Raw genomic sequence first — 25202 nt, forward strand, 5'->3', positions numbered from 1 at the left:
TCTATACGGAAATTAATATCCAAACAATTCAGGCAACCATAAACTTAACTGAGGAATATAGGTTACTAAGAATAAAGCTATAATCATTGCTATAAAAAGAGGCAATAGGGGTCGAACCACTTTTTCTATTGTTGTTTTTGCGATACCGACACCTACAAAAAGCACCGAACCTACCGGAGGGGTACATAATCCAATACACAGGTTTAAAATCATAATGATACCAAAATGGGTAGGATCTAGACCCAATTTGGTAACCACAGGTAAAAATATGGGTGTAAAAATCAGAACGGCTGGAGTCATATCCATAAATATCCCAACAAACAGAAGCAATAAATTTATGATTAATAGGATTACAAATTTATTGTCACTTACACCCAGCAAGGCTGAACTAATATCCTGTGGAATATTTTCATAAGACATTACCCAGGACATACTCATCGATGCACCAATTAAGAGCATTACTATGGCGGTGGTCGCTGAAGAGCTCAATAAAATTGAGGGTAAATCAGACGTTTTTATTTCCTTATAAATAAAACCGAGAACCAGCGTATAGAGTACCGCAATAGCAGAAGCCTCAGTGGCTGTAAAAATACCCGCAACAATACCACCAATTACAACAACCAGCAACATCAGACTAGGGAAAGCGTCTACAAATGTTTTCACCATCTGTCTAAAAGTGCTTCTTTTCCCTATTTTATAATTTCTTTTTTTCGCCCAAATCATTGCTACTCCCATGAGGAATAATCCTGTAAGGATTCCAGGAATATACCCGGCCAAAAACAAAGCCGCAATTGAAACTCCGCCACTAGCTAAAGAGTAAACGATTAAAATATTACTTGGAGGAATAATTAAACCGGTGGTTGCGGAAGTAATATTCACAGCTGCCCCAAATTCTTTTGAATACCCTTCCTTTTCCATCTCAGGCCCCAATATGCTACCCATGGCAGATGCGGAAGCCATAGCAGATCCGGCAATCGCCCCCATGAGCATAGCGGCAATAACATTAATTAATGCCAAGCCACCTGGTAAGGCACCGACCAACGTCTTCGCAAATGCTATTAATCTATGGGCTATTCCACCTTTATTCATGAGTTCACCAGAAAGGACAAAAAATGGAATGGCCAATAAAGCGAAACTATCGAGACCAGTACCCATACGTTGGGCCACTGTGGTAAAGGCTGGTATTGCAGGAATGCTTACTAACATGGTTAGGGTTGCTGAAATTGCAATACTCCATGCCACGGGAGTCCCTATTGAAAGAAGGCAAAGAAAACTAAGTACTAAAACGAAAACAGGTATATATTCCCACATAATTAAAGCTTCATTAAATCTGATGATTTATAATAGATTATTAGTATTCCACTAAGGGGAATAACGGCATATACCAATCCTAACGGAATTTGTAGAGCGGGCGATTGCTGACCTAAAATGAACGAAATATAGACCAGACGGAGACCTCCAATTACAAAGGCAAAGAGAACAAATAGTATGATAAGGCTATTAACAACTATAGCAAATCGTTTCTGATTCTTAACTGTGGCCTTGCGGGGCAATACATCTATAGCAACGTGCATATTTCTTCCGGAAACATAAGCCGCCCCTAATACCCCGAGCCATATCATGAGATATCTTGCTAACTCATCGGTAACTGAACTTGGTGAACCAACTATGTATCGCGTAAAAACTTGCCACAAAACGTTAATCACCATTACCCCCATTATTACAACAAGCATCTTTCCTAATATGTTATCAATTTTTTTTCTCATAATTATTGATAGGCCTGGATTTCTTCAATTAACTCATACATTTCCGAATCAGCTTTATAAGACTCATAAACCCCATCTACCTTATCGGCAAATGCTTTTTTCTCTGGTCTTAAAACTGTTACGCCAGCTTTTTGCACCTCTTCCAATGCTTCATTCTCAGCCTCTTCCCAAAGAACTCTCTGATAAACCACTGATTCATCAACAGCCTCCTGCAACCATTCCCTTTGCTGATCGGTTAATTTATCCCATACGTGAGTTCCAATAATTAAGACATCAGGAAGCGCTGTATGTTCATCCAAAGAATAAAATTTACAGACCTCATAATGTTTCGAAAGGTAAAAGCTAGGTGGATTGTTCTCCGCACCATCAACAACCCCTTGTTGAAGTGCCGTATATAGTTCTCCCCAAGAAATTGGCGTTGGAGAACCTCCTAAACTACGTACCATATCAATAGCGGTAACACTTTCCATTACCCTAATCTTGAGACCAGCCAAATCTTCAGGCTTTTCTATAGGATTGCTTTTAGTGTAAAAGCTTCGGCTACCAGCGTCATAATATCCTAATCCCTTCAACCAATACTTTTCACCGTTATTCAGCAATTTTTTTCCTATCGGACCATCAACCACATGAAAAAAATGGTCCTTATTCCTGAAGAGGAACGGAAGACCAAATACTTTCATTTTAGGAGCGAAATTCTCCATAACCCCTGAAGAAACTTTGGTCATGTCTAAACTTCCAATTTGAAGTAATTCCACACATTCTCTCTCAGTCCCCAATTGCTGACTTGGATAAATTTCAATTGACATAGTACCACCCGACTTCTCTTCCAAGATTTCCCCCATTTTAATCATGGCTTTATGTACTGAATGGTTAACATCCAAACCATGGCCCAACTTTAAGGTTACGTCACCACCACCTTCTCCACAACCATACAAGAAGGGGATTAATAAGGCAAGTAAGCGATACCATTTCAATTTATTCATAATCATTAATTTCTCACCTTCTTTATAATTTCTAAGGCTTCCTTAACCTTCTTGGTCAATCCATCATAATCCTTATTGGCTAAAATGTCCTTTGAAATTAATTGCGAACCCATACCTACACAGGTTACCCCAGCATCGAACCAAGCTTTTAAATTTTCTTCTGTTGGACTAACACCACCAGTCGGCATAACACTTGTCCACGGACAAGGGCCTTTTATTCCTTTCACAAACTGCGGCCCATAAATATCACCAGGAAACAATTTTACAATTTCGCAACCAAGCTCCTCAGCCCTTGCAATCTCAGTAAGTGTTCCACAACCAGGTGACCAAAGAACTTTTCTTCGGTTACATACAATCGCAATATCTTCCCTTAAAACTGGAGTAACAATAAAGTTGGCCCCCAATTGCATGTAAAGCGAAGCTGCCGCTGCATCTGTAACTGAGCCAACCCCCATTATCATCCCAGGAAGTTCTTTTATGGCGTATTTGTTTAATTCACCAAACACCTCAAATGCAAAATCTCCCCTACTCGTAAATTCAATAAGGCGGGCGCCTCCATCATAACAAGCTTTAAGAACCTCTTTTCCTAAATCAACATCTGGATGAAAGAACAAAGGCACCATGCCATTTTCTTTCATAACAGAAGCTACTTCTAACCTTGAATACTTTGCCATAATATTTTATCTAGCTACCCTCCCGGATGCATCTCCACCCATTAATTTTTCTACCTCTGCGACGGTCACCAAGTTGGCGTCGCCTTTAATTGTATGTTTCAAACAAGAGGCAGCCACCGCAAAATCCAGTGCATTTTGATCATCCTCTGGATATTTCAACAATCCATAAATTAATCCACCCATAAAGGAATCTCCACCACCAACTCTATCTACTATATCGGTTATTTGATATTGACGGGTTTCGTACATTTTTTCACCATCGTACAGAACGCCTGCCCATGTATTATGAGAAGCAGAGATAGAGCCTCTTAAAGTTGTAATTACTTTTTTTGCTCTAGGGAATTTTTCCATCATCTGTTGGCAAACTGACAAAAATGCTTCAGCCTTAACATCATGACCCTGTGTTTGCACTGTAATTCCTTCTGGCTTTATTCCAAAATGCATTTCAGCATCTTCCTCATTTCCTAATACAATATCGCAGTAAGAGGTCAATTCTGTCATTACTTTTTCTCTGTGCGCGTCATCACAATACTTCCAAAGTTTTGCACGGTAATTCAAATCGGTTGATATGGTAACTCCCTTTGCGCTGGCCGCCTTTAAAGCCTCCAAACAAGCATCTGCTGCCCCTTGTGAAATTGCAGGAGTAATGCCAGTCCAGTGGAACCAAGCTACATCTTCAAATACCTCATCCCAATTAATCATACCTGGCTTAATTTCAGACATGGCAGAGTGGGCACGGTCATAAACAACCTTACTCCCTCTAGAAACGGCTCCTGTTTCTAAGAAATAAATTCCTAGACGGTCTCCACCCCAAATTATATTGTTGACGCCAACACCCCTTTTGCGCATTTCCATCATAGCACATTCGCCAATATCGTTCTTCGGAAGTCTCGTTACAAAATCAACGGGAACACCGTAATTAGCTAGAGATACAGCCACATTGGATTCACCTCCTCCATAAACTACATCAAAGCTGCAAGCCTGCGAAAATCTCAAAAAACCCTGAGGAGCTAATCTCAACATTATTTCCCCAAAAGTGACTACCTTTTTCATCTGTTATTTGTTTTATTCTTATTTAAAATTAAAATATTCTTTTGCATTTCTATAGGATATATCAGCAACCATGTTGCCCACTAAATCCATATCATTTGGCAATTCACCGCTTTTCATTTCCTCGCCTAATAAGTTACAAAGAACCCTCCTAAAATATTCATGCCTTGGGAAGGATAAGAAACTACGGGAATCTGTCAGCATACCAATGAAGCAGCTCAACAGACCCATATTAGATAAGGCATTTATTTGCTTAATTATACCATCTTTTTGATCGAGAAACCACCAGCCTGATCCAAATTGAACCTTTCCTTTTACACTCCCATCATTAAAATTACCAATCATGGTAGCAAATATTTCATTATCTGCAGGATTCAAATTATAAATTATAGTTTTAGCTAAATGGTCTTTTCCATCTAGGGTGTTAAAAAATTTGGACATGTTTTCGGCCTGCTTGTAATCACCAATTGAGTCCCATCCAGTATCAGGTCCCAATTTGGATAGCATTCGCTTATTATTGTTACGCAAGGCTCCCAAGTGAAATTGTTGCACCCAACCTCTCAGATGGTACTGTTCGCACAGAAACAATAAAATTGCCGTTTTAAATTTTTCAGCCTCAATTTCAGTGAGACTTTTTCCAGACCTTTTCTTATCAAAAATTGTTTCAATTTCAATATCACTATATTCCGTAAACGAAATATAATTCAATCCATGGTCACATAATCTACAGCCATTTTCATGGAAAAAATCCAAGCGATTTAAAAGTGCAGACTTTAGGTCCTCGAAAGAGGATATATTTATATTTGATACTTCGGCTAAGTGATCGATATACTGATTATAAGTTTCAGAATCAATTAAAATCGCCTTATCCGGTCTAAATGCCGTACCCACCTTTATATTAAATTCGCTAGCCTTAATCTCTCTATGGTATTGCAGTGAATCAGTTGGATCTTCAGTTGTACATAAAGTCTCGACATTCATTTGATTTAACAACCCATGGACTGAATACTTTGGCTTGGATAATTGGGAATTTATTTCCTCATAAATAGCTGGGGCACTTTTATCGTTCAACAATTCATCAACATCGAAATAGCGCTTCAGCTCCAAATGCGTCCAATGGTATAAAGGATTTCTTAAGGTGTAAGGAACCGTTTTTCCCCAAGCGAGAAATTTTTCTTTATCGGAAGCTGAACCCGTAATAAAATTTTCATCTACCCCAAGAGCCCGCATTGCCCTCCATTTATAATGGTCGCCTGCTAGCCACACTTGGGAAATTGTATCAAATGTTCTGTTATTTGCAATTTCATTTGGAGGTAAATGGTTATGATAATCGATTATAGGTTGAGGAGCTGCATAAGTGTGGTAAAGTTCCTCTGCAAAATGATTTTGCAGTAAAAAATTATCGTTTATGAAGTTGTTCATTCGTTAGTTAGTTGCATGTTAAAATCCTTTAACGGCCCATCCAGCCACCGTCCACGGTTAGGATGGAACCACTCATATAATCACTAGCTTTTGAAGCTAAGAAAACAATAGGTCCTTTAAAATCATCTGGTTCTCCCCACCGGCCAGCCGGTATCCTCGCCAAAATAGCATCGCTACGGTTAGCATCATTCCGCAAAGCTTCAGTATTATCTGTTGCGATATAACCCGGGGCTATAGCATTCACTTGAACACCCTTACCAGACCATTCATTAGATAAAGCCATTGTTAATTGCCCGATTGCTCCTTTTGAAGCGGCATATCCGGGCACAGTAATCCCTCCTTGAAATGTTAGTAAAGAGGCAGTGAAAATAACTTTACCAGATTGTTGCTTAATCATTTCCTTACCAATTTCCCTGCTGAGAATGAATTGAGCATTCAAATTTACTTCGATCACTTTGTCCCAGTATTCATCGGGATGTTCAGCTGCCGGTTTACGCAAAATAGTACCTGCATTATTCACCAAAATATCAATTACAGGATAATCAGCCTTCACTTTACTAATAAATGAGTACAATGACTCACGATTGGAAAAATCACATTGGTAAGCCTTGAAATTTTTACCAATTTCTTTGATTCGTCTTTCAATGTTGGAACCTTCTAATTCCAAAGTTGCCGAAACACCAATTATATTTGCGCCTGCTTCAGCCAACGCCTCTGCCATCGCGAATCCTATACCCCTTTTACAACCTGTTACTAAGGCTGTTTTACCTTCAAGATTGAATAAATTCATTTGTTCTATTTTAAATCTTTAGGTGCGACTGTATCCATATCGCCATAATCCAAATTCTCACCTGCCATTCCCCAAATGAACGTATAATTGGAAGTACCTGCACCTGAATGAATAGACCATTCTGGCGAAATGACCGCCTCATGGTTTTGCATAAAAATATGTCTAGTTTCTTGAGGTTGCCCCATAAAATGACTGAGTGTTTGACCTTCCTCAATTCCAAAATAGAAATAGACTTCCATTCTTCTACTATGGGTATGCGCAGGCATAGTATTCCAAACATTTCCTTCTAACAATTCAGTCATACCCATCTGAAGCTGACAAGTCTCCACAACAGAATTAACAATAAGTTTATTGATAACACGCTTATTTGAAAATTTGGAATCGCCTAACTCAACAATTTCAGCTTCATTTTTTGTTACCTTTTTTGTTGGAAATGCATGATGGGCAGGGGCAGAATTGATATAAAAATATGGCTGCTCGTCTGTGGCTTCAAATATAACTTCTTTAGCACCTTTACCCACATATAATGCTTCCTTAAAACCAAGTTCATAAATGTTTCCGTCGACAGTAATTTTTCCTTTACCTCCTACATTTATAACCCCGAGTTCTCGTCTATCTAAAAAGTTCTCAGATTTTAAGGCGTCGAAAGTTTCCAATTTTAAGGCTTTTGAAACCGGGAAAGCTCCTCCTGCTATATACCTATCGTACATAGTATAGGTTAAGGTTATTTCATCCTTTTGGAAAATATTCTGGATTAAAAAATGACTCCTTAATTTCTCAGTTGTGTAATTTTTAACATCATCTGGGTGATGAGCGTACCGTAATTCCGTTTTCATGTATTCAAATATCTAATTAATCAATCGATTGCAATTTACTCAAAGATACAGCAGTTTGCAATTCGAATGGTTCTTGTTGTTTCATTAAATCTAGATAAAAGGTGCAACCGAAAGTTGCACCTTTTAATCAAACTAACTCAATTAAAACTACATCATTTTATCTCCATCGAGGATCCCCAACACCATTATCAATTAAATCTTGATTAGCGATTGTGAAATCTCCTGATGATGGATCAGAAAATTGTGGATCTAAAGTGGTGTAATTGGTATTATCGTATATATACTGCGAGGAATTATAAAATCCTGGCGCATTGAAATAATTATTATTTCCGAAAGTCGGTGTTTCATCTATACCGGCTCTATCAGCATAACCCTCTGAGGCCGTTTCCGTAATTAATGTATTTGTAACAGTGACATCATTAGAAACAAATCGCACATAAAGCAATCTTCTACTGTCGGAATTTGAACAGGCGTAAATTGTACACTGATCAATTAGAATATTGGCAGTCACTCCTGTGTCATTCAAAGTTCCTGCATTATCCATTCTTATAAAGTCCCTACCAGGAGCACAATTGTTAAATGTGCTCGTCGTCACAGAGAGATTAAGAGCATCGGAGTTTCTGAAATCAATAAAATCACCTCCGTTGGTCATTACATTAGTAACCACACAGTCCTCTACGGTTACATTTTGCACAATTCCATCTGTAACACTACCGGCTATAAATGAACGATCGTAATCATGGATATTGCAACCTTTAATCAATAACGAATTAAAATTATCTGCTTCGGTGTAACGGACTACATCTGTTAATTCGGCTGCAACATCACCCGTTAAGTCTAGGTCAATTAAGCTAACATCAATCGCTCCTGTACCAATAGAAAAACTAACCTTTAATTGGGGTTTAAAGTCTGTTCTTAATCCTTGGATGGTAATGGACTTGTTCAAAGTAATAGAACCAACTTGAGACGTATAATCTCCTTGTTCCAGAATTAAGATATCTCCATCCTCTGCATCTGCAATAATTTGAAATAAATCGTCTTCTGGCATAACTAAAGTATTATCCCCAACATCTATACCAGTTGTGAAGGTAGTAATACCTCTTATTCGAGTGCCATTCATTATCTGGGCTGTATACTCAGTTTCTCCGGTTAAACCAGTTATTGTAGCGACACCATCAATTTTCTCCTGATCTGTAACAACATGGGAAATGTTGCCAGGGCTAACTTCAATTGTGGTTACGGCACTATTTGGTATCCATCGAAGAATTGCTTGGGTGGCACCAATGTCGCCAGGTTCACTCGATATAAAAATTTGTTCTGTTAAAGTTTGTGCCTGTGCAGTAGCCCAGGTTGAATCATCCAACCCTCTTGAACTTACTGCTTTTACCCTAATATAATATAGGGTTTCCCCTTCTAAAGGTACCAGTGCAGGTAATTCGTTACCTAATATCTCAACAGTTTCTTCAATACTACCAAAATTAGGATCAGTACTAAATTCGGCCACGTATGTATTTACATCATCATTAGCTCTCCAGTTCAATTCAACATTAACTTGATTTCTTACAATTGCCCTTAAATCAACAGGTGCAAATTCCCTACTAATTGAAAGCTCTTCAATTAAATCCTCATTATAGCCACAATTAACTACAACAACGGTTAGAGCTAAGGTGAATAATAATTTAAATATATTTTTTGTTTTCATCATCTTCAATAAATTATTGATTATCTATTAGATAAATTATTAATAGCCATAATCGTTGACTAGTTTACCATTACTCGCATCTATGAAGACTTGCCATATCGGCCAAAATTGTCTGTCATTTACATTAACTCCTGGTTTATATATGGAGTTAATTATATCTTCAAGTGGTTGATCCCAATTAAATGCGGAATATTCCGCTCCAGGATCTGAGGTTTCGCCTCGTTCAAGACCATAAATATCTAAGGTTTCTCCGTCTTCTTCGTATTTATAGTACAGGACTGTTGGTACATTTTCGTAATCACCAGTTCTATTTTGGAGATTTGTCAATTTAGTTTTCTCCTCATCTAATTTATCACTCAATAAGTTCCACCGAATGAGGTCTTGTTTACGCTCCATTTCTCCAGTAAATTCATATTGGTATTCATCCACAATGGCATTGAACATATCTTCTTTACTGGCAAGGGCATCCACGTATGCATCTACCTTTTGCGGATGCACCGAAGAAGGGAATGCTCTTCTCCGAATTTCCTTTAAATAAGGAGCCGCAGCACCAGGACCTTCTAATTCATTAGCAGCTTCAGCAGCCGTTAGCAATATTTCTGCATAACGCATGTAAATTTTGTTAACCCCATCATCATTTGAAGAAGTAACAATTCGATTCATCCATTCATAGCGGTATTTTCCGAAATACCAAGTATCTAACCCAACCAATTCTTGCTGAGCAAATCCATTTACCGCATTCCCCCATTGGTAGGGTACACATGTAACATCTCTTCGTGTATCACTTTCATCATAATCATAATATACAGTTGGGGTAGGGCCAGCAATTCCTCCTCTAGGTTGGCTAGTGTGCTGATCCACACTTCTATGCCTAACGGCGAAAGAAAACAACACCCTACCACGTCCATCAGAAAATGGAATTTCCCATAAAGATTCTCCACCGGCAGTGGTATTCTCCTCGTTATAGTTTTTCCAGAACCCTTCAAAAGATGGATTTAAACTAGCGGTACCGCTGTTAATTACATCCCTACACTCATCCAATGCAAGTTGATACATATTTTGAACAGAAAGTTCTGGATCATTACTTCTTCTTACTCCATCTGGATATCTCTGAAAGCCACTCGCAGCCATTGCTAAACGTGCTCTGAACCCTTTCACAAATGCTTTATTAACTCTTTCAACAGAGGTAGTAGAAGAATTTGCGTTTGGCCAAGCAACTAAAGTCGCAGCCTCACCAAGATCTGCTATCAATTGTTTGTAGATAACATCACGGCTTGATTTTTCAAGATAAATGGTTTCAGTTGTAATTGGCTCAAATCTGGCTGGAACATCTCCCCATGCCTTCATTAAATCTGCATAATAAATGGCGCGATAGGTTAAGGCTTCTCCCAATAATTGACCCAATTCAGATCCTGGTTCAGGATTACCAAAATTGCGCAAACCTCGTATTGCAATGTTGGCACGTTCAATACCACTATACATCATAGCCCATGCATTATTCGCAGAATTCATTTGAGAATTATTAGGCTTAGTATCATAAATCATTAATTCACCTTGGGAGCTACCGGCATCATCTGAACTATAGTTATATTCAATGTCAGTATTAAAGCCATAGAAAGGTATAAATCTACCTCTATAGGAATTGGTCTGACCCATTGGCTCCAAAATACCATTCACGGCACCTCTAGCCAACCCAGCGGTCGAAAAAATTATAGATTCATCTAAGGTAGATTTGGCTGGAGCCTCCAGAAAATCTGAATCTATTTCCTCACAGGAAAAGCACAATCCTGCTATAATGATTAAGGAATATATTTTTATAAAATTTTTCATTCTCAACAATTTTTAAAAATTAAGGTTTACACCAAATACAAGCTGTCTACTTCTAGGAAAAGGAGAGTAATCAACACCTGGAGTAAGCGGTGTCCTCCTTCTAGTTGAAACTTCAGGATCTAAACCAGAATAATCCGTTAAGACAAATACATTATTTGCCGTAACATAGAGTCTTAACTTCGAAATACCAACGGTAGAAGTTAAGGCATCAGGAATTGTATACCCTAACGTTAAAGTGTTTAATCTTAGGAAAGAAGCATCCTCCACAGCCCAATCGCTAAAAACAAATCTTCCCATATATGGTGACCACATTGTGGTGTTTGCGTTGATTGCTTCTAACTGCACCGGATCTGTCACTAATGCACCAGTAGAAGGGTCTAAATTAGTCCATCTATTTCCGTCAGCCATTATAGTACTTAAATTTCTATACTGCCCATTTAAATTAGATGTTGTAAACTCAACCTTATTGGCATTGTAAACATCTTGACCAACACTAAAATTAAAGGCTGCCGATAAATCAAAGCCGTAGGCGTAAGCATTCAAAGTAAAACCGCCCGTAAAATCGGGGTTAGCATCACCTATAATTCCGTTGTCGTTAACATCTACAATACCGTCATTGTTAAGGTCCTTTAATTTCAATACACCTGGACGAACCTCACCCACAACTGCACTATTATCCACAACATCTGGTCGCAAAGTATATTCACCCGTTGCAACATCATAATTGAAATCCGAAACTTCATAACGACCATCGTTTTGATAGCCCCACATAATACCAACTGGCTCACCTACTCTAATTAGGTAATCACGTCCAATTTGGGTGGAAGCCCAATTCGTATTCTGGCCAAAATCTTCCAGTGAACCAAGTGATTTTATTTCATTTTTATTCGCTGAAATGTTGAATCCGAAACTCAGGCCATAATTCTCTTTTGTAATAGCATTAATATTAAGGGACCCCTCGATACCTCTATTTTCAATTTCCCCTAAATTTCTATATTGACTAGCATAACCTGTACCAGGAGTTGGGAAATTTAAAAGTAGGTCGTTTGTTATGTTCTTATATACTTCAACACTACCGCTTACAACACCATTAAATAATCCAAAATCTAAACCTAAATTTTGTGTTACGGTAGTTTCCCATTTTAAATCTGGGTTAGCCATTGTATTTGAGGCAGCCCAATAGGTTGGAATACCATTAAGATATGTAGTAGTCCTAGACTCAAAGCTTTGAACAGTTTGGCCAGTTGGAATATTGTTATTACCCGCCTCACCATAACTTAATCTAAGTTTTAGGGCATCTAACCAATCTGAATCTTTCAAGAAGCTTTCTTCATTAATTTTCCAAGCAATGGCCGCTGAAGGGAAATACCCCCAACGATTATCCCCCAAGAACTTACTTGAACCATCGGCCCTAAATGTTGCTGTTAATAGATATTTATCCATTAAGCTATAATTCAATCTTCCAAAAAATGACAACAACCTATCATCTGGGGCATAAAAATTATCAACGGACTGTGGAATCCCTTGAGTTGTTAATTTTCTTGTGGTATCAAAATCGAAATCTTTCGGAAAACCTTGAATTTCGGTAAACTCACTCACATCTTTAGTAACAATCATTTCTTCTCCAATGAGAACTTTTAAGTCATGATCATCGCCTAAATACTTGTTGAAATCGAAATTAATAGTATTCGCATTTCTAAAACTCTCCCTTTTTCTATCCCTATACACGAGCGCTGGCAATCCTTGGTTTTCAGCAGATGGACGGTTATTAGCATAATAGGTTGATCGACCATAAAACCTGTAATCTTGATCGTTTCTATTATCCAAACCAAAATCTGACTTAAACTGAAGATTTTCAAGAATTTTCCAAGAGAAGCTTCCAAGCATATTAAAGTTTTTGCGCAATTGCTTTCTTTGGTTATCGTCTACAGCAACAAACGGATTCACCAAATAACTTGAAAGCGCCTCATCGGTATCAGTTGTGGTTAAACCTGGCAAAGGTATTGGTGAATAACCAACACTATGCCTTAAACGCGCATCAGCTGAAGAAACTTCGTCTTGTTCGTTTGCTCCACCACCATTAATTTCTGTATCAGAATATCTTACAGTAAATGCCAAATCTACCTTTTCACTAGTTTTGCTCTTAAGAGATAATGTTAAGTTATTTCTTTTAAAATTTGAACCAACCATGATTGTTTTCTCATCATAAAGTGCATAGTTGAAGTTGAAATTAATTTTTTCAGACCCTCCACGGACAGACAAGTCACGGTTAACAACCTCGCCCATTTGACCATAAATTTGTTTTTGCCAATTATTTCCTTTCATACCTAGGTACTGGTCATAATCTTGCCACAAACCAAAATATCTTTCATAAGAATCTAATTCTTCTGGATCACTTAAAAGGGCATATTCGTACTGCCATTTCACATAATCTTCAGGATCTAATACATCTATAGTGTTGGCAATTTTCTTAACTCCATAAAACGTATTAAAGTTAACACCAATCTTACCTTCCTTACCACTTTTAGTTGTGATAATAACAACACCATTTGCACCTCTAGAACCATAGATAGCAGTAGAAGAGGCATCCTTAAGAACCGAAATATTATCAATGTCTGAAGGGCTAATATCGCTCATACTGTTTACAGGGAAACCATCGACAATAATAAGCGGCGTACTATCCTGTGTTAAAGAACCATTACCCCTTACTCGAATATTAATTTCAGCGTCTGGAGAACCTTCAGTAGATAACACTTGCACACCCGCCAATCGACCGGTTAAAGTTTCCGCCACGCTAGAAATGGACTGTTGTTTCAAGTCGTCACCACCAATTGCAACAACAGATCCGGTTAAATCGGATTTTCTAGTCGTTCCATATCCTACAACTACAACCTCGTCTAAAGCTTCTAAATTAGCAGACATAGTTACATCAATGTTACTTCGTCCATTCACATTTATTTCTTGGGTTAAATACCCAATATAAGAAAAGACAAGAACAGCGTTAGAACCCGAGACATTGATGGTATAATTTCCATCAAAATCGGTTGTAGCCCCATTTGTCGTTCCTTTCTCGAGAATTGTAAGCCCAGGAAGAGGACCTCCATTTTCTCCATCTATTACGGTTCCACTAACACTAATATTTTGAGCAAAAATTAATGTTGTCGACATAATTAAGACAACCGTAAGCAGCAATTCTTTAGGAATTCGTTTAGGCGAATTAAGAAGATGCCAAATCCACCTATTACGTAAAAGTAGTTTTTCCATACAAGCCAGTTAAATAGTGAGTTAAAATGAATTAATCCGATTCTAAACCAAAACCGCCAACAATTTTATCTTTATCACAAGGTAATACTTTGGAAACCAAATAGACACGGATCAAAAGTAATTACACAAGAGGTAATAATTCAAAAATGATTGAGCCAGAATCAATTTATGTAATCGATTACGCTAAATTATTAAAATAATGTTAATGGCAAAACTTTTACTCCTCAAACATTGTCATTTTAACACTTTTATATTCATAATTAACCACAGATATATAATTAATAGTCACTTTTTTGCGAATACGACAACAGCTTCTTAAAGAAATCGATAAAATTTGATCCCTTTTTGAACATTATGTAATCGATAACTATAGTTAAATTTTAAAACATACCATCGTATTTATTAATTTTCATACCGTTGATTTCTTTTAAGAGTAATGGAACATTTTCTTAGAACCGATTCCAAAAACCCCAATTTTGAAAATCTTGTAAGTGATTTAGATTCGGAACCCTTCCATTTGAACAGTGAGGAACATCAATTCTATTTCCAATACAATACCATAGATAAATTAGCGCATGTTTTAATTTTTTATAGGGACAATAAAGCTATTAGCTGCGGAGCGTTAAAAAAATTTGATAAAAACACGATGGTGGTTAAAAGGATTTACACTATACCATCGGAATGGAGAGGAATTGGTTATGCTTTGATAGTTTAATGCAATTGGAAAATTCACTCTAGGGACTGTACCATATAACTTATTTATTAACTAATAATTAGGCGTATTCTTACTTTAATTTATGGATTAAGCAGGTTTGTATTTTTTAATTATTTTATTCTCCTTTTTTTTCTGATGGTACGAGCCTAATTAATCGGGCAGGTTCATCAGTTAGTAAATAAATGTATCCATCTGGTCCTGTTCTTACATCCCGAATTCGCCCAATGCCTTTCAATATGATTTCCTGATCAACTACCTTTTTATTAATAACCCGTAAACGATGTAATTCTTGTGCTCTAAGGCTACCAACAAAAAAATCATTTTGCCAATTTGGAAATAGTGAACCTATATACTGTGTTAAACCACAAGGAGCTATAGATGGCGTCCAGTGCACCAATGGTTGTTCCATTCCTTCCTTTTCGGTTATTGAAGTAATTGGTTGACCATTATAATTAATTCCATGAGTAATTATTGGCCAACCATAATTCTTCCCTTTCTGAATAAGGTTAAATTCATCTCCCCCTTGGGCTCCATGTTCGGTCGCATAAACATTGTGATTTGAATCTATTGTAAGGCCTTGTGGATTCCTATGACCATAGCTCCAAATCCCCTTTGGGATTTCGGGTGTCTCTATAAACGGGTTGTCTTTTGGAATACTGCCATCATCATGGAGCCTAAATATTTTGCCATTCGGGCGATTCAAATCCTGTGCGTGCCCCATAACACCTCTTTCCCCAATAACAAAATAGATGTATCCATCATCAAAAGCGATTCGTGTTCCATAGTGCGCTCCGGATTGCATATAGAATTTTAAATCCGATTTGTAAATCCATTCTTGATCTATCCACTGATGATCTCTGATCCTCCCACGAACAATTGCCGTTTGTGACCACGATTTACCCATCTCATCTCGCCAACCATCCGCAAAAGCCAAATAAATCCAACCATTTTTTTCGTAATCCGGGTGAAGTGCAATATCCATCATACCACCTTCCGGTCCATCAAAAATAACCTTTGGTGTATTTTTTATCGGGATAGAATCAAGCCTATTGTCTGAACTAATCAAATGAATGGGTCCAAGCCGCTCTGTAATCAATTTGCTGCCATCAGGAAGAAATGCAATAGACCATGGTGTTCTGAATCCACTTGTAAGTGTTTCCACTTTGAATGTATGATACCGCGTCTCCAAAACTTTATCAGAAATGTCTAACTCAGTGGATTCTACGGAATCCGTAGATTCCATTTCCCTAATATAAACAACAATAGCCCGTATTTGCTCATCTGTTAAGACGGAACTATAAGCCACCATTCCTTTTTCTGTAATTCCATTTTTAATGGAATGTAGAATTTCTTCATCAGACCCACCATATTTCCATTTCCCATCTTTCAAACTGCCTCCAATGGCACTAGATGTATGACAACTTGCACATAAATTTTTATAAATGTCTTCAACATTTAGTTGGGACAATTCCTGTGACCTAGTTAATATTGAAGTGAGAGAAAAAATAACCGTAAAATAAAATTGTAATTTCAATTTTTTGTTGTTTTGTCTAGTACAATAAATATTAGATTGAATGGTTGAAATGCCAGTTACTATTTTAATTAGTTAGTGAAATGATCGTACAAAGTCTTTTTTTACTTCTAAATTTCGGTGACACAAATCTAATGGATTTAGGATTGATTTGAAACTGGAGGCTATCACTGATAGATTGATGCAGTCCCAAGACTATTTAGGAATAAAATTAATTTATCGTACATAATTCGTACAATTAATAAACAAGAAATCCGTAACTCATTATTTAATAACTAGTTACGGATTTTATCTGTACTCGGAGCGGGACTTGAACCCGCACAGCCTAATGGCCATTGGATTTTAAGTCCAACGTGTCTACCAATTCCACCATCCGAGCGGACTTCCAAATTTTGGACTTTAACAAAAAACGCTGCTCGACAGCGTCCATGTTGAGCGAAAGACGGGATTTGAACCCGCGACCCTCACCTTGGCAAGGTGATGCTCTACCCCTGAGCTACTTTCGCAATTGCCATTGAAACGATAGTCTCGTTTTAATTGCGGAGGCAAATTTAAAACATTTATACGAATGTCAAAGTCTTTTTATTGAAAATTGGAGCAATTTTAAGCTCTTTTTTGCTTTTGAAGCATTCGCTTGATTTCATTTAGTTTCATCAAGGCTTCAACTGGGGTAAGGGTATTAATATCTGTATTGACAATTTCATCCTTAATTCGCTCCAATAAGGGATCATCTAAATTAAAGAAACTCAACTGCATATCATCGTGTAAATTTCTTACCTTATTTGTAAGTTCTTCAGAACTATGTGATTTCTCTAATTGTTTTAAAATGCTATTTGCCCTCTTGATAACCTGTTGAGGCATCCCTGCCATTTTTGCAACATGAATACCAAAACTATGCTCGCTTCCACCAGGAACAAGTTTCCGTAAAAAGAGAACCTTATCCTTCAATTCCTTTACCGAAACATTATAATTTTTAATGCGCTCAAAAGTTTCAGTCATTTCATTAAGCTCATGGTAATGAGTGGCGAACAAGGTTTTAGCATGAGCAGGATGTTCATGTAAATATTCGCTTATTGCCCATGCAATTGAAATTCCATCATAAGTGCTTGTACCTCTTCCTATTTCATCCAATAACACCAAACTTCTATCCGAAATATTGTTTAAAATTGAGGCTGTTTCATTCATCTCAACCATAAAGGTAGATTCTCCCATGGAAATATTATCACTAGCGCCAACGCGTGTAAATATTTTATCAACCACATCCATTTCAACAGTATCGGCAGGCACATAACTGCCCATTTGAGCCATTAACACTATAAGTGCCGTTTGCCGTAAAATGGCCGACTTACCTGACATATTAGGGCCAGTAATCATAATAATTTGCTGACTTTCCCTATCTAAATAAACATCGTTAGAAATAAAGGGTTCATTATGCGGAAGCTGTTTCTCAATGACCGGATGTCTGCCCCCAACAATTTTCAAGGAATGACCTTCAATTAAAACTGGCCTTACATAATTATTCTCCTTTGCTAATTGTGCAAACCCACAGAGATTATCCAACATCGCTATTTTGGCTGCGTTGATTTGTACGCTTTCAATGTAATTTCCTAACCACTGAACCAATTCTGAAAACAACTGTTGTTCGATAGCCTGAATTCGGTCCTCGGCTCCTAAAATTTTTGCTTCGTATTCTTTGAGTTCTTCAGTTATATAACGCTCCGCATTAACTAGGGTTTGCTTTCGCACCCATTCTGCTGGCACTTTATCCTTATGCGTATTGCGAACCTCTATATAATAACCAAATACATTATTGCTAGCAATTTTTAAGGAAGTTATGCCAGTTCGCTCCGTTTCCCTTTGGAGCATCGCATCTAGGTATTCTTTGCTTGAAAATGCCAAAGAGCGCAATTCCTTCAACTCGGATGAAAAATCACTTGAAATCGTATTACCTTTTAGAATATTAACCGGAGCTTCCTCATTTAATGTTCCGTTAATGCGCTCGCGAACTTCCCTACATTCCAATAATTGACCACCAATGTTTTTTAGAGATTTGGAATTTGTATTCTCTAGAAGTGATTTAATTGGAACAACTGCTTCCAGGGCATTCTTTAACATCACAACCTCACGAGGATTAATTTTTTGGGTTGCAACTTTGGAAATAAGCCTCTCTATATCGCAAATCTGCTTTATATATGTTTGAAGTTGGTGTAATAAACTCGGTTCTTCTAAAAAATAGGAAACTACTTCGTGACGAAGATTAATTTGCTCCTTATCAATCAACGGAAATGCCATCCACCTCTTTAACAAACGCCCTCCCATAGGAGAAAGTGTTTTATCGATAACATCTATAAGTGTTACGGCATTCAGGTTATGGGATGCGTACAATTCTAAATTCCGAATGGTAAATCGATCCATCCACACATAGGCCTCCTCGTGGATTCTTTGTAATTTGTTTATGTGCCTTAATCGACGGTGTTGTGTTTCATTCAAATAATGTAGTATCGCCCCAGCGGCAACAGTCCCATCGTATAAATCCTCAACACCAAATCCTTTCATGGTTTTAACCTGAAAATGCTTCTGCAAAATTTCTTGGCTAAAGTCTTCATGGAATACCCAGTCCTCTAAAAAAAAGGTGTGCCATTCTTCACCAAAGGTTTCTTTGAAATATTTTTTTTCAGGCTTAGGAACCAACACTTCGCTAGGCGAAAAGTTCTGCAAAAGTTTATCAATGTAATCGATAGTTCCTTGAGTTACTAAAAATTCTCCAGTGGAAATATCTAGAAAGGAAACACCTGTAAGTGTTCTGCCAAAATAAACTGCAGCTAAAAAGTTATTAGATTTTGTACTAAGTATATCATCATTTAATGCCACTCCCGGCGTTACCAATTCTGTGACACCCCTTTTAACAATAGTTTTGGTCATCTTAGGATCTTCAAGTTGATCACAAATGGCAACCCTTTGACCAGCTTTCACCAATTTAGGCAAATAAGTGTTAAGTGAATGATGTGGAAAACCAGCTAAGGCCGTTTCACTTTCACTTCCGTTGCCACGCTTAGTTAAAACAATATCCAGAATTTTGGAAGCTTTAATTGCATCATGGCCAAAAGTTTCGTAAAAATCTCCCACCCTAAACAGCAAAAGTGCATCTGGGTACTTTGCCTTGATAGCATTGTACTGTTTCATTAAGGGTGTTTCTTTCTTGACTTTGGTTCCCACTTTTTAGATTTAAGTATCTTAAATTTGTCGAAATTGCAATTTCGCTAATTTAGAAAGAAACCATTGGCTTGTAAAACGATACCTCCCCAAGTTATCTACAATTATTACAGGATTTCAACAATTTTAAATCTGCTATGAGCAAAAGAAAATTAGAAAATAATGAGCTAAATAGATTAACTGTTGACGAATTCAAAGAGGCCAATAAGACACCTATTATTGTTGTTTTAGATAATATTAGGAGCCTTAATAACATAGGATCTGTTTTTAGAACTTCCGATTGTTTTTTAATCGAAAAGATCTACCTCTGCGGAATAACTGCAAAGCCCCCACACAAAGACATTAACAAAACTGCACTTGGTAGCACAGAGACCGTGGTCTGGGAATATGCATCATCTACCGTCGAACTAGTAAAACAGTTAAAAAAGGAGAATACAAAAGTTATTTCTATTGAACAGGCTGAAAATTCCATAATGTTAAATGATTTTGAATCTCAGCCAAATCAACGATACGCTCTAATTTTTGGCAACGAGGTAAAAGGTGTTTCTCAGGAGGTTGTAAATGAGTCAGACATGGTAATTGAAATTCCACAGTTTGGGAGTAAACACTCTTTCAATATTTCAGTAAGTGCCGGAATCGTAATTTGGGATTTCTACAATAAAATTTCAACCAAATAGGGACTTAATGTTGCGGTTGAACGGAAGTGTAAGATTCCTGAATTTTATCCAAAATCTCTAGGTAATCCCTCCTAGAGGAAACAAAATCTTTATCTGAAATATCAATAATTTTTACCGGCATTTCTTGATTGTTTTTCAAAAACTGCAAATACCCTTCGTTTATTCTCTCCAGATAATCCGGCTGAATTTCCTGTTCATAATCCCGTCCTCTTTTAGCAATATTTTCTCTTAAGCGATCAGTGTTTTGATATAAATAGATATACAAATCGGGCTTAGCGATATCTTTATACATTAGGTAGAATAATTTCCTATAAAGACGAAATTCATCTTCCGCTAAAGTAACTTTCGAAAAAATTAAGGATTTAAAAATGTCATAATCACTAACAACGAACTCCTTAAACAAATCTAACTGCGCCAAATCTTCATTAATTTGCTGGTATCTATCGGCTAAAAAAGACATTTCTAAGGTAAACGCATACCGACTAGGTTCTTTATAAAACTTAGGAAGAAAAGGGTTGTCGGCAAAGCGCTCAAGAATCAATTTGGCATTGAAATCTTGTGAGATTTTTGAGGCCAAACTTGTTTTCCCTGCCCCAATATTACCTTCAATCGCCAAATAATTAAGCATTTCAAAGGAATATTTTTTTATTGGATTCTTAAGCCATTGATTTATGGGTGTAATAGGTTCCACCGTACCTAACATCTCCTTTAAAACCTTACCAGAAATTGGATGCTTAAATTCAGGAAGGATATTGGATAAGGGAAATAAAACAAAATTACGATGATCCATACCAGGATGAGGTACTTGCAAATCAATTTCGTCTATAATTTGATCATCAATAAGAAGGACATCAATATCTATGGGACGAGATTCGTAACCTAGGCTTGTCTTTGGCTTTCTACCAATCTCTTGTTCTATATGCTGTAACTTGGACAACAACTCCTGATGATTGAGATTGTCTATTTCTACCTCAACACAGCAATTAAGAAAATCATCAGCCTCAAAACCCAATGACGGAGTTTCATAAACACGCGAAATATTCTCAATTTTACCAACTTTTTGAAAGATCAAATTAATTGCAGTTTGCAGGAACTTCATTCGATCCCCGATATTAGATCCCAAGCCTAAGAATACGCGATTTACTGCTGTCATACAGGGGTCAAATTAACTAAAAGATAATCACTTTAAGTTATATTTGTTCGAAGTATTTATCCACATATGACCAATCCAAACCAACTAGCTGCCCATAAAACCTATTTATATTTAGCCGCATTATTCATAACTGCTTTAGTGGTATCCAATTTAATTTTTCAAAAATTTTTCTTTTGGTATCCCTTCGACCTGGAAATTTTTGGAAGTAAATTATTTGAAATATCAGTAGGTATTTTGCCCTATCCTATTACTTTTTTAATAACGGATCTTATCAGTGAGATTTATGGAAAAAAACTCGCAAATCGAGTTGTTGTAGCTGGTATTTTTGCTTCTGCATTTTCTCTCCTAATTGTTCATACCGCCAATATTGTACCGGCCACCTCATGGTCGCCAGTTGGCGATTCATTGTTTTCGAAAGTTTTTGGAAGTACTGCAATTGCTGTATTTGCTAGTATGATGGCCTATCTATTTGCACAATTTGTCGATATCCAAATTTACCATTTCTGGAAACGAATAACAGATGGTCGCCACCTATGGCTGAGAAATAATTTTTCTACTTTCAGTAGTCAGTTTATTGACACTTTTACTGTATTACTGCTATTGTGCTCATTCAACAAAATAGAATGGGACCGATTTTCGGGGTTATTGGTGAGTGGATTTGCCTTTAAAGTTTGCATTGCTATAATCGACACTCCCCTTCTTTACTTGGGTGTATATTTATTAAGGAAAAAATTCAATTTAGGTAGAAACGACGAATTGTCATTAGCCTAAAACCTATTAAAGTTTTATTAAATCCTTGCAATAATGGGTGCTAGAGGTTAATATTTTCCTAAATGAGTTAATTACTGCATAATCCTTGACATACCTTTTAAACGTATTTCATTAAACAACCAATAAGAAATGAAACGAGTTTTAAAAATTATAGGATCACTTTTAATAGTGATTTTAATTATATTGGCACTAGTACCATTTGTTTTTCAATCCCAAATAGAAGATGTTGTTAAGCGCTATGTCAACAATTCGGTAAATGCTCAGGTAGACTGGGATGAAGTCGACTTAAGTTTCTTCAAATCCTTTCCAAAGGCACAGGTAGACATAAATGGATTAGTTATTCATAACAATAAACCATTTGAGGGTGAAACTCTTGCTACCGCCAAATCTATATCCTTCAGCATTCCTATAAAAGAACTACTTAAAAAGAAGGAAAATGGCGCAATGACAATTAATTCCATTAAGGTGGATGAAGCTCTATTAACATTGAAAGTGGATTCCTTTGGTAATGAAAATTTCGATATCGCTAAGCAGAATGATACTACTAAAACCCCGACTGAATTTGCCTATGATATTAAGGATTACCAAATTAACAACAGTGCCTTTTCATATTTAGATGAAAGCCAAAATCTTTTAATTAATATAGCGGACCTCAACCATTCCGGTAAAGGTAATTTTAGTTCCAATGCTTCAGAACTAATTACAGAAAGCCGTGCAAATGTTAGCTTTTCTATTGATAGCACAAATTATTTAGATAATAATCCTGTTAAACTGAACGCTACCATTTTAATGGATTCAGAGAATCAGCGATACACATTTAAAGAAAATAAAGGCCTTATTAACCAATTGCCTCTTACCTTCAAAGGCTATGTGCAACAATTAGAAAATGGACAAGAAATAGACATCTCGTTTGAGAATGAAGAATCTGACTTTAAATCCTTTTTGGCAATAATGCCTCAACAATATTCTAAAAATTTCAATGACGTTGAATCTACAGGTGAATTTAAGGTAGTAGGCAATATAAAAGGCATGAGTACTGAAGAAAGAATCCCTAATATCGACATTAAAATAATGTCGGATAATGCCAGTTTCAAATATCCTAACCTTCCTAAAAAAGTTGAAAATATTAGCATGGATGTGGCTATTTTGAATACGACAGGAAACGCAGATGACACTTATATAGACATAAAAAATTTAGATTTTAAGATCGACACAGACCGCTTCCAGACCACAGCTGTATTGAAGGATTTAAGTGGAAATACTATAGTGGACGCTCACCTAAATGGTACAATCAATCTTAACAATATTTCACAAGCTTATCCAGTTGAATTCGACCAGCAATTAAGTGGAATTTTGAGGGCTAATGTCCATACTAATTTTGACATGGAGGCCATCAATCGTAATGCGTATGATCGAATTCGAAATAAAGGGACGGTATCTATAACTAACTTGGTATTTAGTCCAGATGGAGCTCCAAATCCTATTCAAATAGATAAGGCAGAAATGACCTTGAATTCTGGAAATGTTACCCTTAACAGTTTTTCGTCAAAAACAGGGCAGAGTGACTTAAATGCAACCGGAACGATTTACAATTTAGTGGGATTTTTACTTGGAAAAAAAGGACTACAGGGAAATTTCAATGTGAATTCCAATACCTTGAATGTTGCTGATTTGATGGTTGAGGACGAACCTAGCACGGACCCTGCAGAAACAACCAACAGTAACCAGAAAAAGGCAGGCACTAAAATTCCCGAATTCTTAACCTGCACGTTAAATGTAAATGCAAATAAGGTTATCTATGATGATCTTGTACTAAGCGATGTAAATGGGACCCTTGCTGTAAAGGACCAGCAGGCTAGCTTAACTAATGTAACTTCTAAATTATTCGACGGCATTTTGGCGGTTGCAGGAAACGTATCTACCAAATCGGATACTCCTGTATTTAATATGAATATTGGGGCAGAAGGATTTAATGTGGAAGAATCATTCAATAATTTGAAACTGTTGCAAAATTTAGCGCCTATTGCCAAGGCATTACATGGAAAATTAAACACTACTATTTCAATAAAGGGAAGTTTAAATGATGAATTAAGCCCAAACCTGCAAACTATTTCAGGTAGTGCCTTTGCAGAATTATTAACTGATGTAATTACCCCTGAAACCTCCAAAGTTCTACAAGAATTAGGGGGTGCTTTAAATTTCATTGATTTTACGAAATTGGACCTTCGCGATTTTAAACTGAACTTAGATTTTTCAGATGGTCTAGTACATGTAAAACCATTCAATGTTAATTACAAGGATATAAAAATAGTAGCATCTGGCAGCCATAGTTTCGATAATACCATGGACTATAAGTTAACCTTAAATGTTCCATCTAAATATCTAGGGAGCGAGGTTAATCGCCTAATCGGTAAAATAGACAATAACCAAGTAAACAATATTTCAATCCCAGTTACGGCCAAACTTGCTGGAACTTTTTCTAATCCAAGAGTATCAACTGATTTAAGTTCAAGCGTTTCTGAATTAACCAAACAACTGATCGAAATTGAAAAGGAAAAAATGATTAATAAGGGAACCGACAAAATAAGAGAGTTAATCGGTACCATGGCAAAAAAGGGAGAACAAACCGAAAAACCGATAGAAAAACCTAGAGATTCGATTATTAGAGATTCTATTCCTACAATGCCATTCCCAACAGACACAACCTCAACCACAATTAAAAAAGCTGCGGAGAAAAGTGTTAAGGATGTCTTAGGAGGATTGATTAAATCTCGAAAAACAGTTAAAGACTCAACAAGTAAGAATTAAACATACTTATTAACCCT

18 protein-coding genes and 2 tRNA genes are annotated in these 25202 nt (G+C 36.9%); 4 read left to right on the forward strand and 16 right to left on the reverse strand.

The window, feature by feature from the left end; all coding sequences use genetic code 11:
* Nucleotides 1-12: 12 nt before the first annotated feature.
* The 11 genes from ISU00_RS03050 to ISU00_RS03100 form a co-directional block, all read right to left on the reverse strand.
* Entirely contained in the window at nt 13-1311 is a 1299-nt protein-coding gene (locus ISU00_RS03050; protein ID WP_228852570.1) for a TRAP transporter large permease, read from the reverse strand.
* A 2-nt stretch (nt 1312-1313) separates the two neighbouring features.
* Nucleotides 1314-1766: a TRAP transporter small permease gene (locus ISU00_RS03055; RefSeq protein ID WP_228852571.1), complete on the reverse strand. Its 453-nt coding sequence runs from the start codon at nt 1764-1766 to the stop codon at nt 1314-1316.
* Nucleotides 1767-1768: 2 nt separating this feature from the next.
* Nucleotides 1769-2749 carry a TRAP transporter substrate-binding protein gene (locus ISU00_RS03060; protein ID WP_394368527.1) on the reverse strand — a complete coding sequence of 327 codons (981 nt, stop codon included), beginning with the start codon at nt 2747-2749 and terminating at the stop codon, nt 1769-1771.
* Nucleotides 2750-2754: 5 nt separating this feature from the next.
* Nucleotides 2755-3423: a bifunctional 4-hydroxy-2-oxoglutarate aldolase/2-dehydro-3-deoxy-phosphogluconate aldolase gene (locus ISU00_RS03065; RefSeq protein WP_228852573.1), complete on the reverse strand. Its 669-nt coding sequence runs from the start codon at nt 3421-3423 to the stop codon at nt 2755-2757.
* 6 nt (nt 3424-3429) lie between these two features.
* On the reverse strand, nt 3430-4476 hold the full coding sequence (locus ISU00_RS03070; protein ID WP_228852574.1) for a sugar kinase: 1047 nt from the start codon (nt 4474-4476) through the stop codon (nt 3430-3432).
* Between the two features lie 18 nt (nt 4477-4494).
* Nucleotides 4495-5895 carry a glucuronate isomerase gene (uxaC, locus tag ISU00_RS03075; protein ID WP_228852575.1) on the reverse strand — a complete coding sequence of 467 codons (1401 nt, stop codon included), beginning with the start codon at nt 5893-5895 and terminating at the stop codon, nt 4495-4497.
* A gap of 28 nt (nt 5896-5923) precedes the next feature.
* Nucleotides 5924-6685 (reverse strand): SDR family NAD(P)-dependent oxidoreductase, encoded by a 762-nt coding sequence (locus ISU00_RS03080; RefSeq protein ID WP_228852576.1) that lies wholly within the window; start codon nt 6683-6685, stop codon nt 5924-5926.
* 5 nt (nt 6686-6690) lie between these two features.
* Nucleotides 6691-7521: a 5-dehydro-4-deoxy-D-glucuronate isomerase gene (kduI, locus tag ISU00_RS03085; protein ID WP_228852577.1), complete on the reverse strand. Its 831-nt coding sequence runs from the start codon at nt 7519-7521 to the stop codon at nt 6691-6693.
* Between the two features lie 157 nt (nt 7522-7678).
* Nucleotides 7679-9226: a DUF5123 domain-containing protein gene (locus ISU00_RS03090; protein ID WP_228852578.1), complete on the reverse strand. Its 1548-nt coding sequence runs from the start codon at nt 9224-9226 to the stop codon at nt 7679-7681.
* A gap of 36 nt (nt 9227-9262) precedes the next feature.
* Complete coding sequence (locus tag ISU00_RS03095) at nt 9263-11053, reverse strand: RagB/SusD family nutrient uptake outer membrane protein (RefSeq protein ID WP_228852579.1); 1791 nt, start codon at nt 11051-11053, stop codon at nt 9263-9265.
* 12 nt (nt 11054-11065) lie between these two features.
* Complete coding sequence (locus ISU00_RS03100) at nt 11066-14317, reverse strand: SusC/RagA family TonB-linked outer membrane protein (protein WP_228852580.1); 3252 nt, start codon at nt 14315-14317, stop codon at nt 11066-11068.
* Between the two features lie 436 nt (nt 14318-14753).
* Here ISU00_RS03100 and ISU00_RS03105 point away from each other — a divergent pair, with 436 nt between their 5' ends.
* Nucleotides 14754-15032 (forward strand): hypothetical protein, encoded by a 279-nt coding sequence (locus ISU00_RS03105; RefSeq protein ID WP_228852581.1) that lies wholly within the window; start codon nt 14754-14756, stop codon nt 15030-15032.
* 115 nt (nt 15033-15147) lie between these two features.
* Here ISU00_RS03105 and ISU00_RS03110 read toward each other — a convergent pair whose 3' ends face one another.
* The 4 genes from ISU00_RS03110 to mutS all read right to left on the reverse strand — a co-directional run bounded on the left by ISU00_RS03110 (nt 15148) and on the right by mutS (nt 19779).
* Nucleotides 15148-16566: a PQQ-dependent sugar dehydrogenase gene (locus ISU00_RS03110; protein WP_228852582.1), complete on the reverse strand. Its 1419-nt coding sequence runs from the start codon at nt 16564-16566 to the stop codon at nt 15148-15150.
* A gap of 292 nt (nt 16567-16858) precedes the next feature.
* Nucleotides 16859-16942, reverse strand: a tRNA-Leu gene (locus ISU00_RS03115).
* Between the two features lie 55 nt (nt 16943-16997).
* Nucleotides 16998-17069: transfer RNA gene (locus ISU00_RS03120), tRNA-Gly, on the reverse strand.
* A 97-nt stretch (nt 17070-17166) separates the two neighbouring features.
* Nucleotides 17167-19779 (reverse strand): DNA mismatch repair protein MutS, encoded by a 2613-nt coding sequence (mutS, locus tag ISU00_RS03125; protein WP_228852583.1) that lies wholly within the window; start codon nt 19777-19779, stop codon nt 17167-17169.
* Between the two features lie 134 nt (nt 19780-19913).
* On the opposite strand from mutS, the gene ISU00_RS03130 reads away from it, so the two are divergent.
* Nucleotides 19914-20453 carry an RNA methyltransferase gene (locus ISU00_RS03130; protein WP_228852584.1) on the forward strand — a complete coding sequence of 180 codons (540 nt, stop codon included), beginning with the start codon at nt 19914-19916 and terminating at the stop codon, nt 20451-20453.
* A 4-nt stretch (nt 20454-20457) separates the two neighbouring features.
* Here ISU00_RS03130 and folK read toward each other — a convergent pair whose 3' ends face one another.
* Nucleotides 20458-21606, reverse strand: a complete 1149-nt coding sequence (gene folK, locus ISU00_RS03135) for a 2-amino-4-hydroxy-6-hydroxymethyldihydropteridine diphosphokinase (protein ID WP_228852585.1) — start codon at nt 21604-21606, stop codon at nt 20458-20460.
* A 66-nt stretch (nt 21607-21672) separates the two neighbouring features.
* On the opposite strand from folK, the gene ISU00_RS03140 reads away from it, so the two are divergent.
* Nucleotides 21673-22377: a queuosine precursor transporter gene (locus ISU00_RS03140; protein WP_228852586.1), complete on the forward strand. Its 705-nt coding sequence runs from the start codon at nt 21673-21675 to the stop codon at nt 22375-22377.
* A gap of 129 nt (nt 22378-22506) precedes the next feature.
* Entirely contained in the window at nt 22507-25185 is a 2679-nt protein-coding gene (locus ISU00_RS03145; protein WP_228852587.1) for an AsmA-like C-terminal region-containing protein, read from the forward strand.
* Nucleotides 25186-25202: the final 17 nt, after the last annotated feature.

It is taken from the genome of Aegicerativicinus sediminis (assembly GCF_015476115.1).
Lineage (GTDB): Bacteria > Bacteroidota > Bacteroidia > Flavobacteriales > Flavobacteriaceae > Aegicerativicinus > Aegicerativicinus sediminis.

Bases quoted from the DNA above. Each gene is read 5' to 3' on its own strand.
- ISU00_RS03140 (WP_228852586.1), top strand. From the start codon at position 21,673: ATGACCAATCCAAACCAACTAGCTGCCCATAAAACCTATTTATATTTA.
- ISU00_RS03080 (WP_228852576.1), bottom strand. From the start codon at position 6,685: ATGAATTTATTCAATCTTGAAGGTAAAACAGCCTTAGTAACAGGTTGT.
- ISU00_RS03050 (WP_228852570.1), bottom strand. From the start codon at position 1,311: ATGTGGGAATATATACCTGTTTTCGTTTTAGTACTTAGTTTTCTTTGC.
- folK (WP_228852585.1), bottom strand. From the start codon at position 21,606: ATGACAGCAGTAAATCGCGTATTCTTAGGCTTGGGATCTAATATCGGG.
- ISU00_RS03105 (WP_228852581.1), top strand. From the start codon at position 14,754: ATGGAACATTTTCTTAGAACCGATTCCAAAAACCCCAATTTTGAAAAT.
- ISU00_RS03055 (WP_228852571.1), bottom strand. From the start codon at position 1,766: ATGAGAAAAAAAATTGATAACATATTAGGAAAGATGCTTGTTGTAATA.
- ISU00_RS03130 (WP_228852584.1), top strand. From the start codon at position 19,914: ATGAGCAAAAGAAAATTAGAAAATAATGAGCTAAATAGATTAACTGTT.
- ISU00_RS03070 (WP_228852574.1), bottom strand. From the start codon at position 4,476: ATGAAAAAGGTAGTCACTTTTGGGGAAATAATGTTGAGATTAGCTCCT.
- ISU00_RS03090 (WP_228852578.1), bottom strand. From the start codon at position 9,226: ATGATGAAAACAAAAAATATATTTAAATTATTATTCACCTTAGCTCTA.
- ISU00_RS03060 (WP_394368527.1), bottom strand. From the start codon at position 2,749: ATGAATAAATTGAAATGGTATCGCTTACTTGCCTTATTAATCCCCTTC.
- ISU00_RS03065 (WP_228852573.1), bottom strand. From the start codon at position 3,423: ATGGCAAAGTATTCAAGGTTAGAAGTAGCTTCTGTTATGAAAGAAAAT.
- ISU00_RS03100 (WP_228852580.1), bottom strand. From the start codon at position 14,317: ATGGAAAAACTACTTTTACGTAATAGGTGGATTTGGCATCTTCTTAAT.
- kduI (WP_228852577.1), bottom strand. From the start codon at position 7,521: ATGAAAACGGAATTACGGTACGCTCATCACCCAGATGATGTTAAAAAT.
- ISU00_RS03145 (WP_228852587.1), top strand. From the start codon at position 22,507: ATGAAACGAGTTTTAAAAATTATAGGATCACTTTTAATAGTGATTTTA.
- uxaC (WP_228852575.1), bottom strand. From the start codon at position 5,895: ATGAACAACTTCATAAACGATAATTTTTTACTGCAAAATCATTTTGCA.
- ISU00_RS03095 (WP_228852579.1), bottom strand. From the start codon at position 11,053: ATGAAAAATTTTATAAAAATATATTCCTTAATCATTATAGCAGGATTG.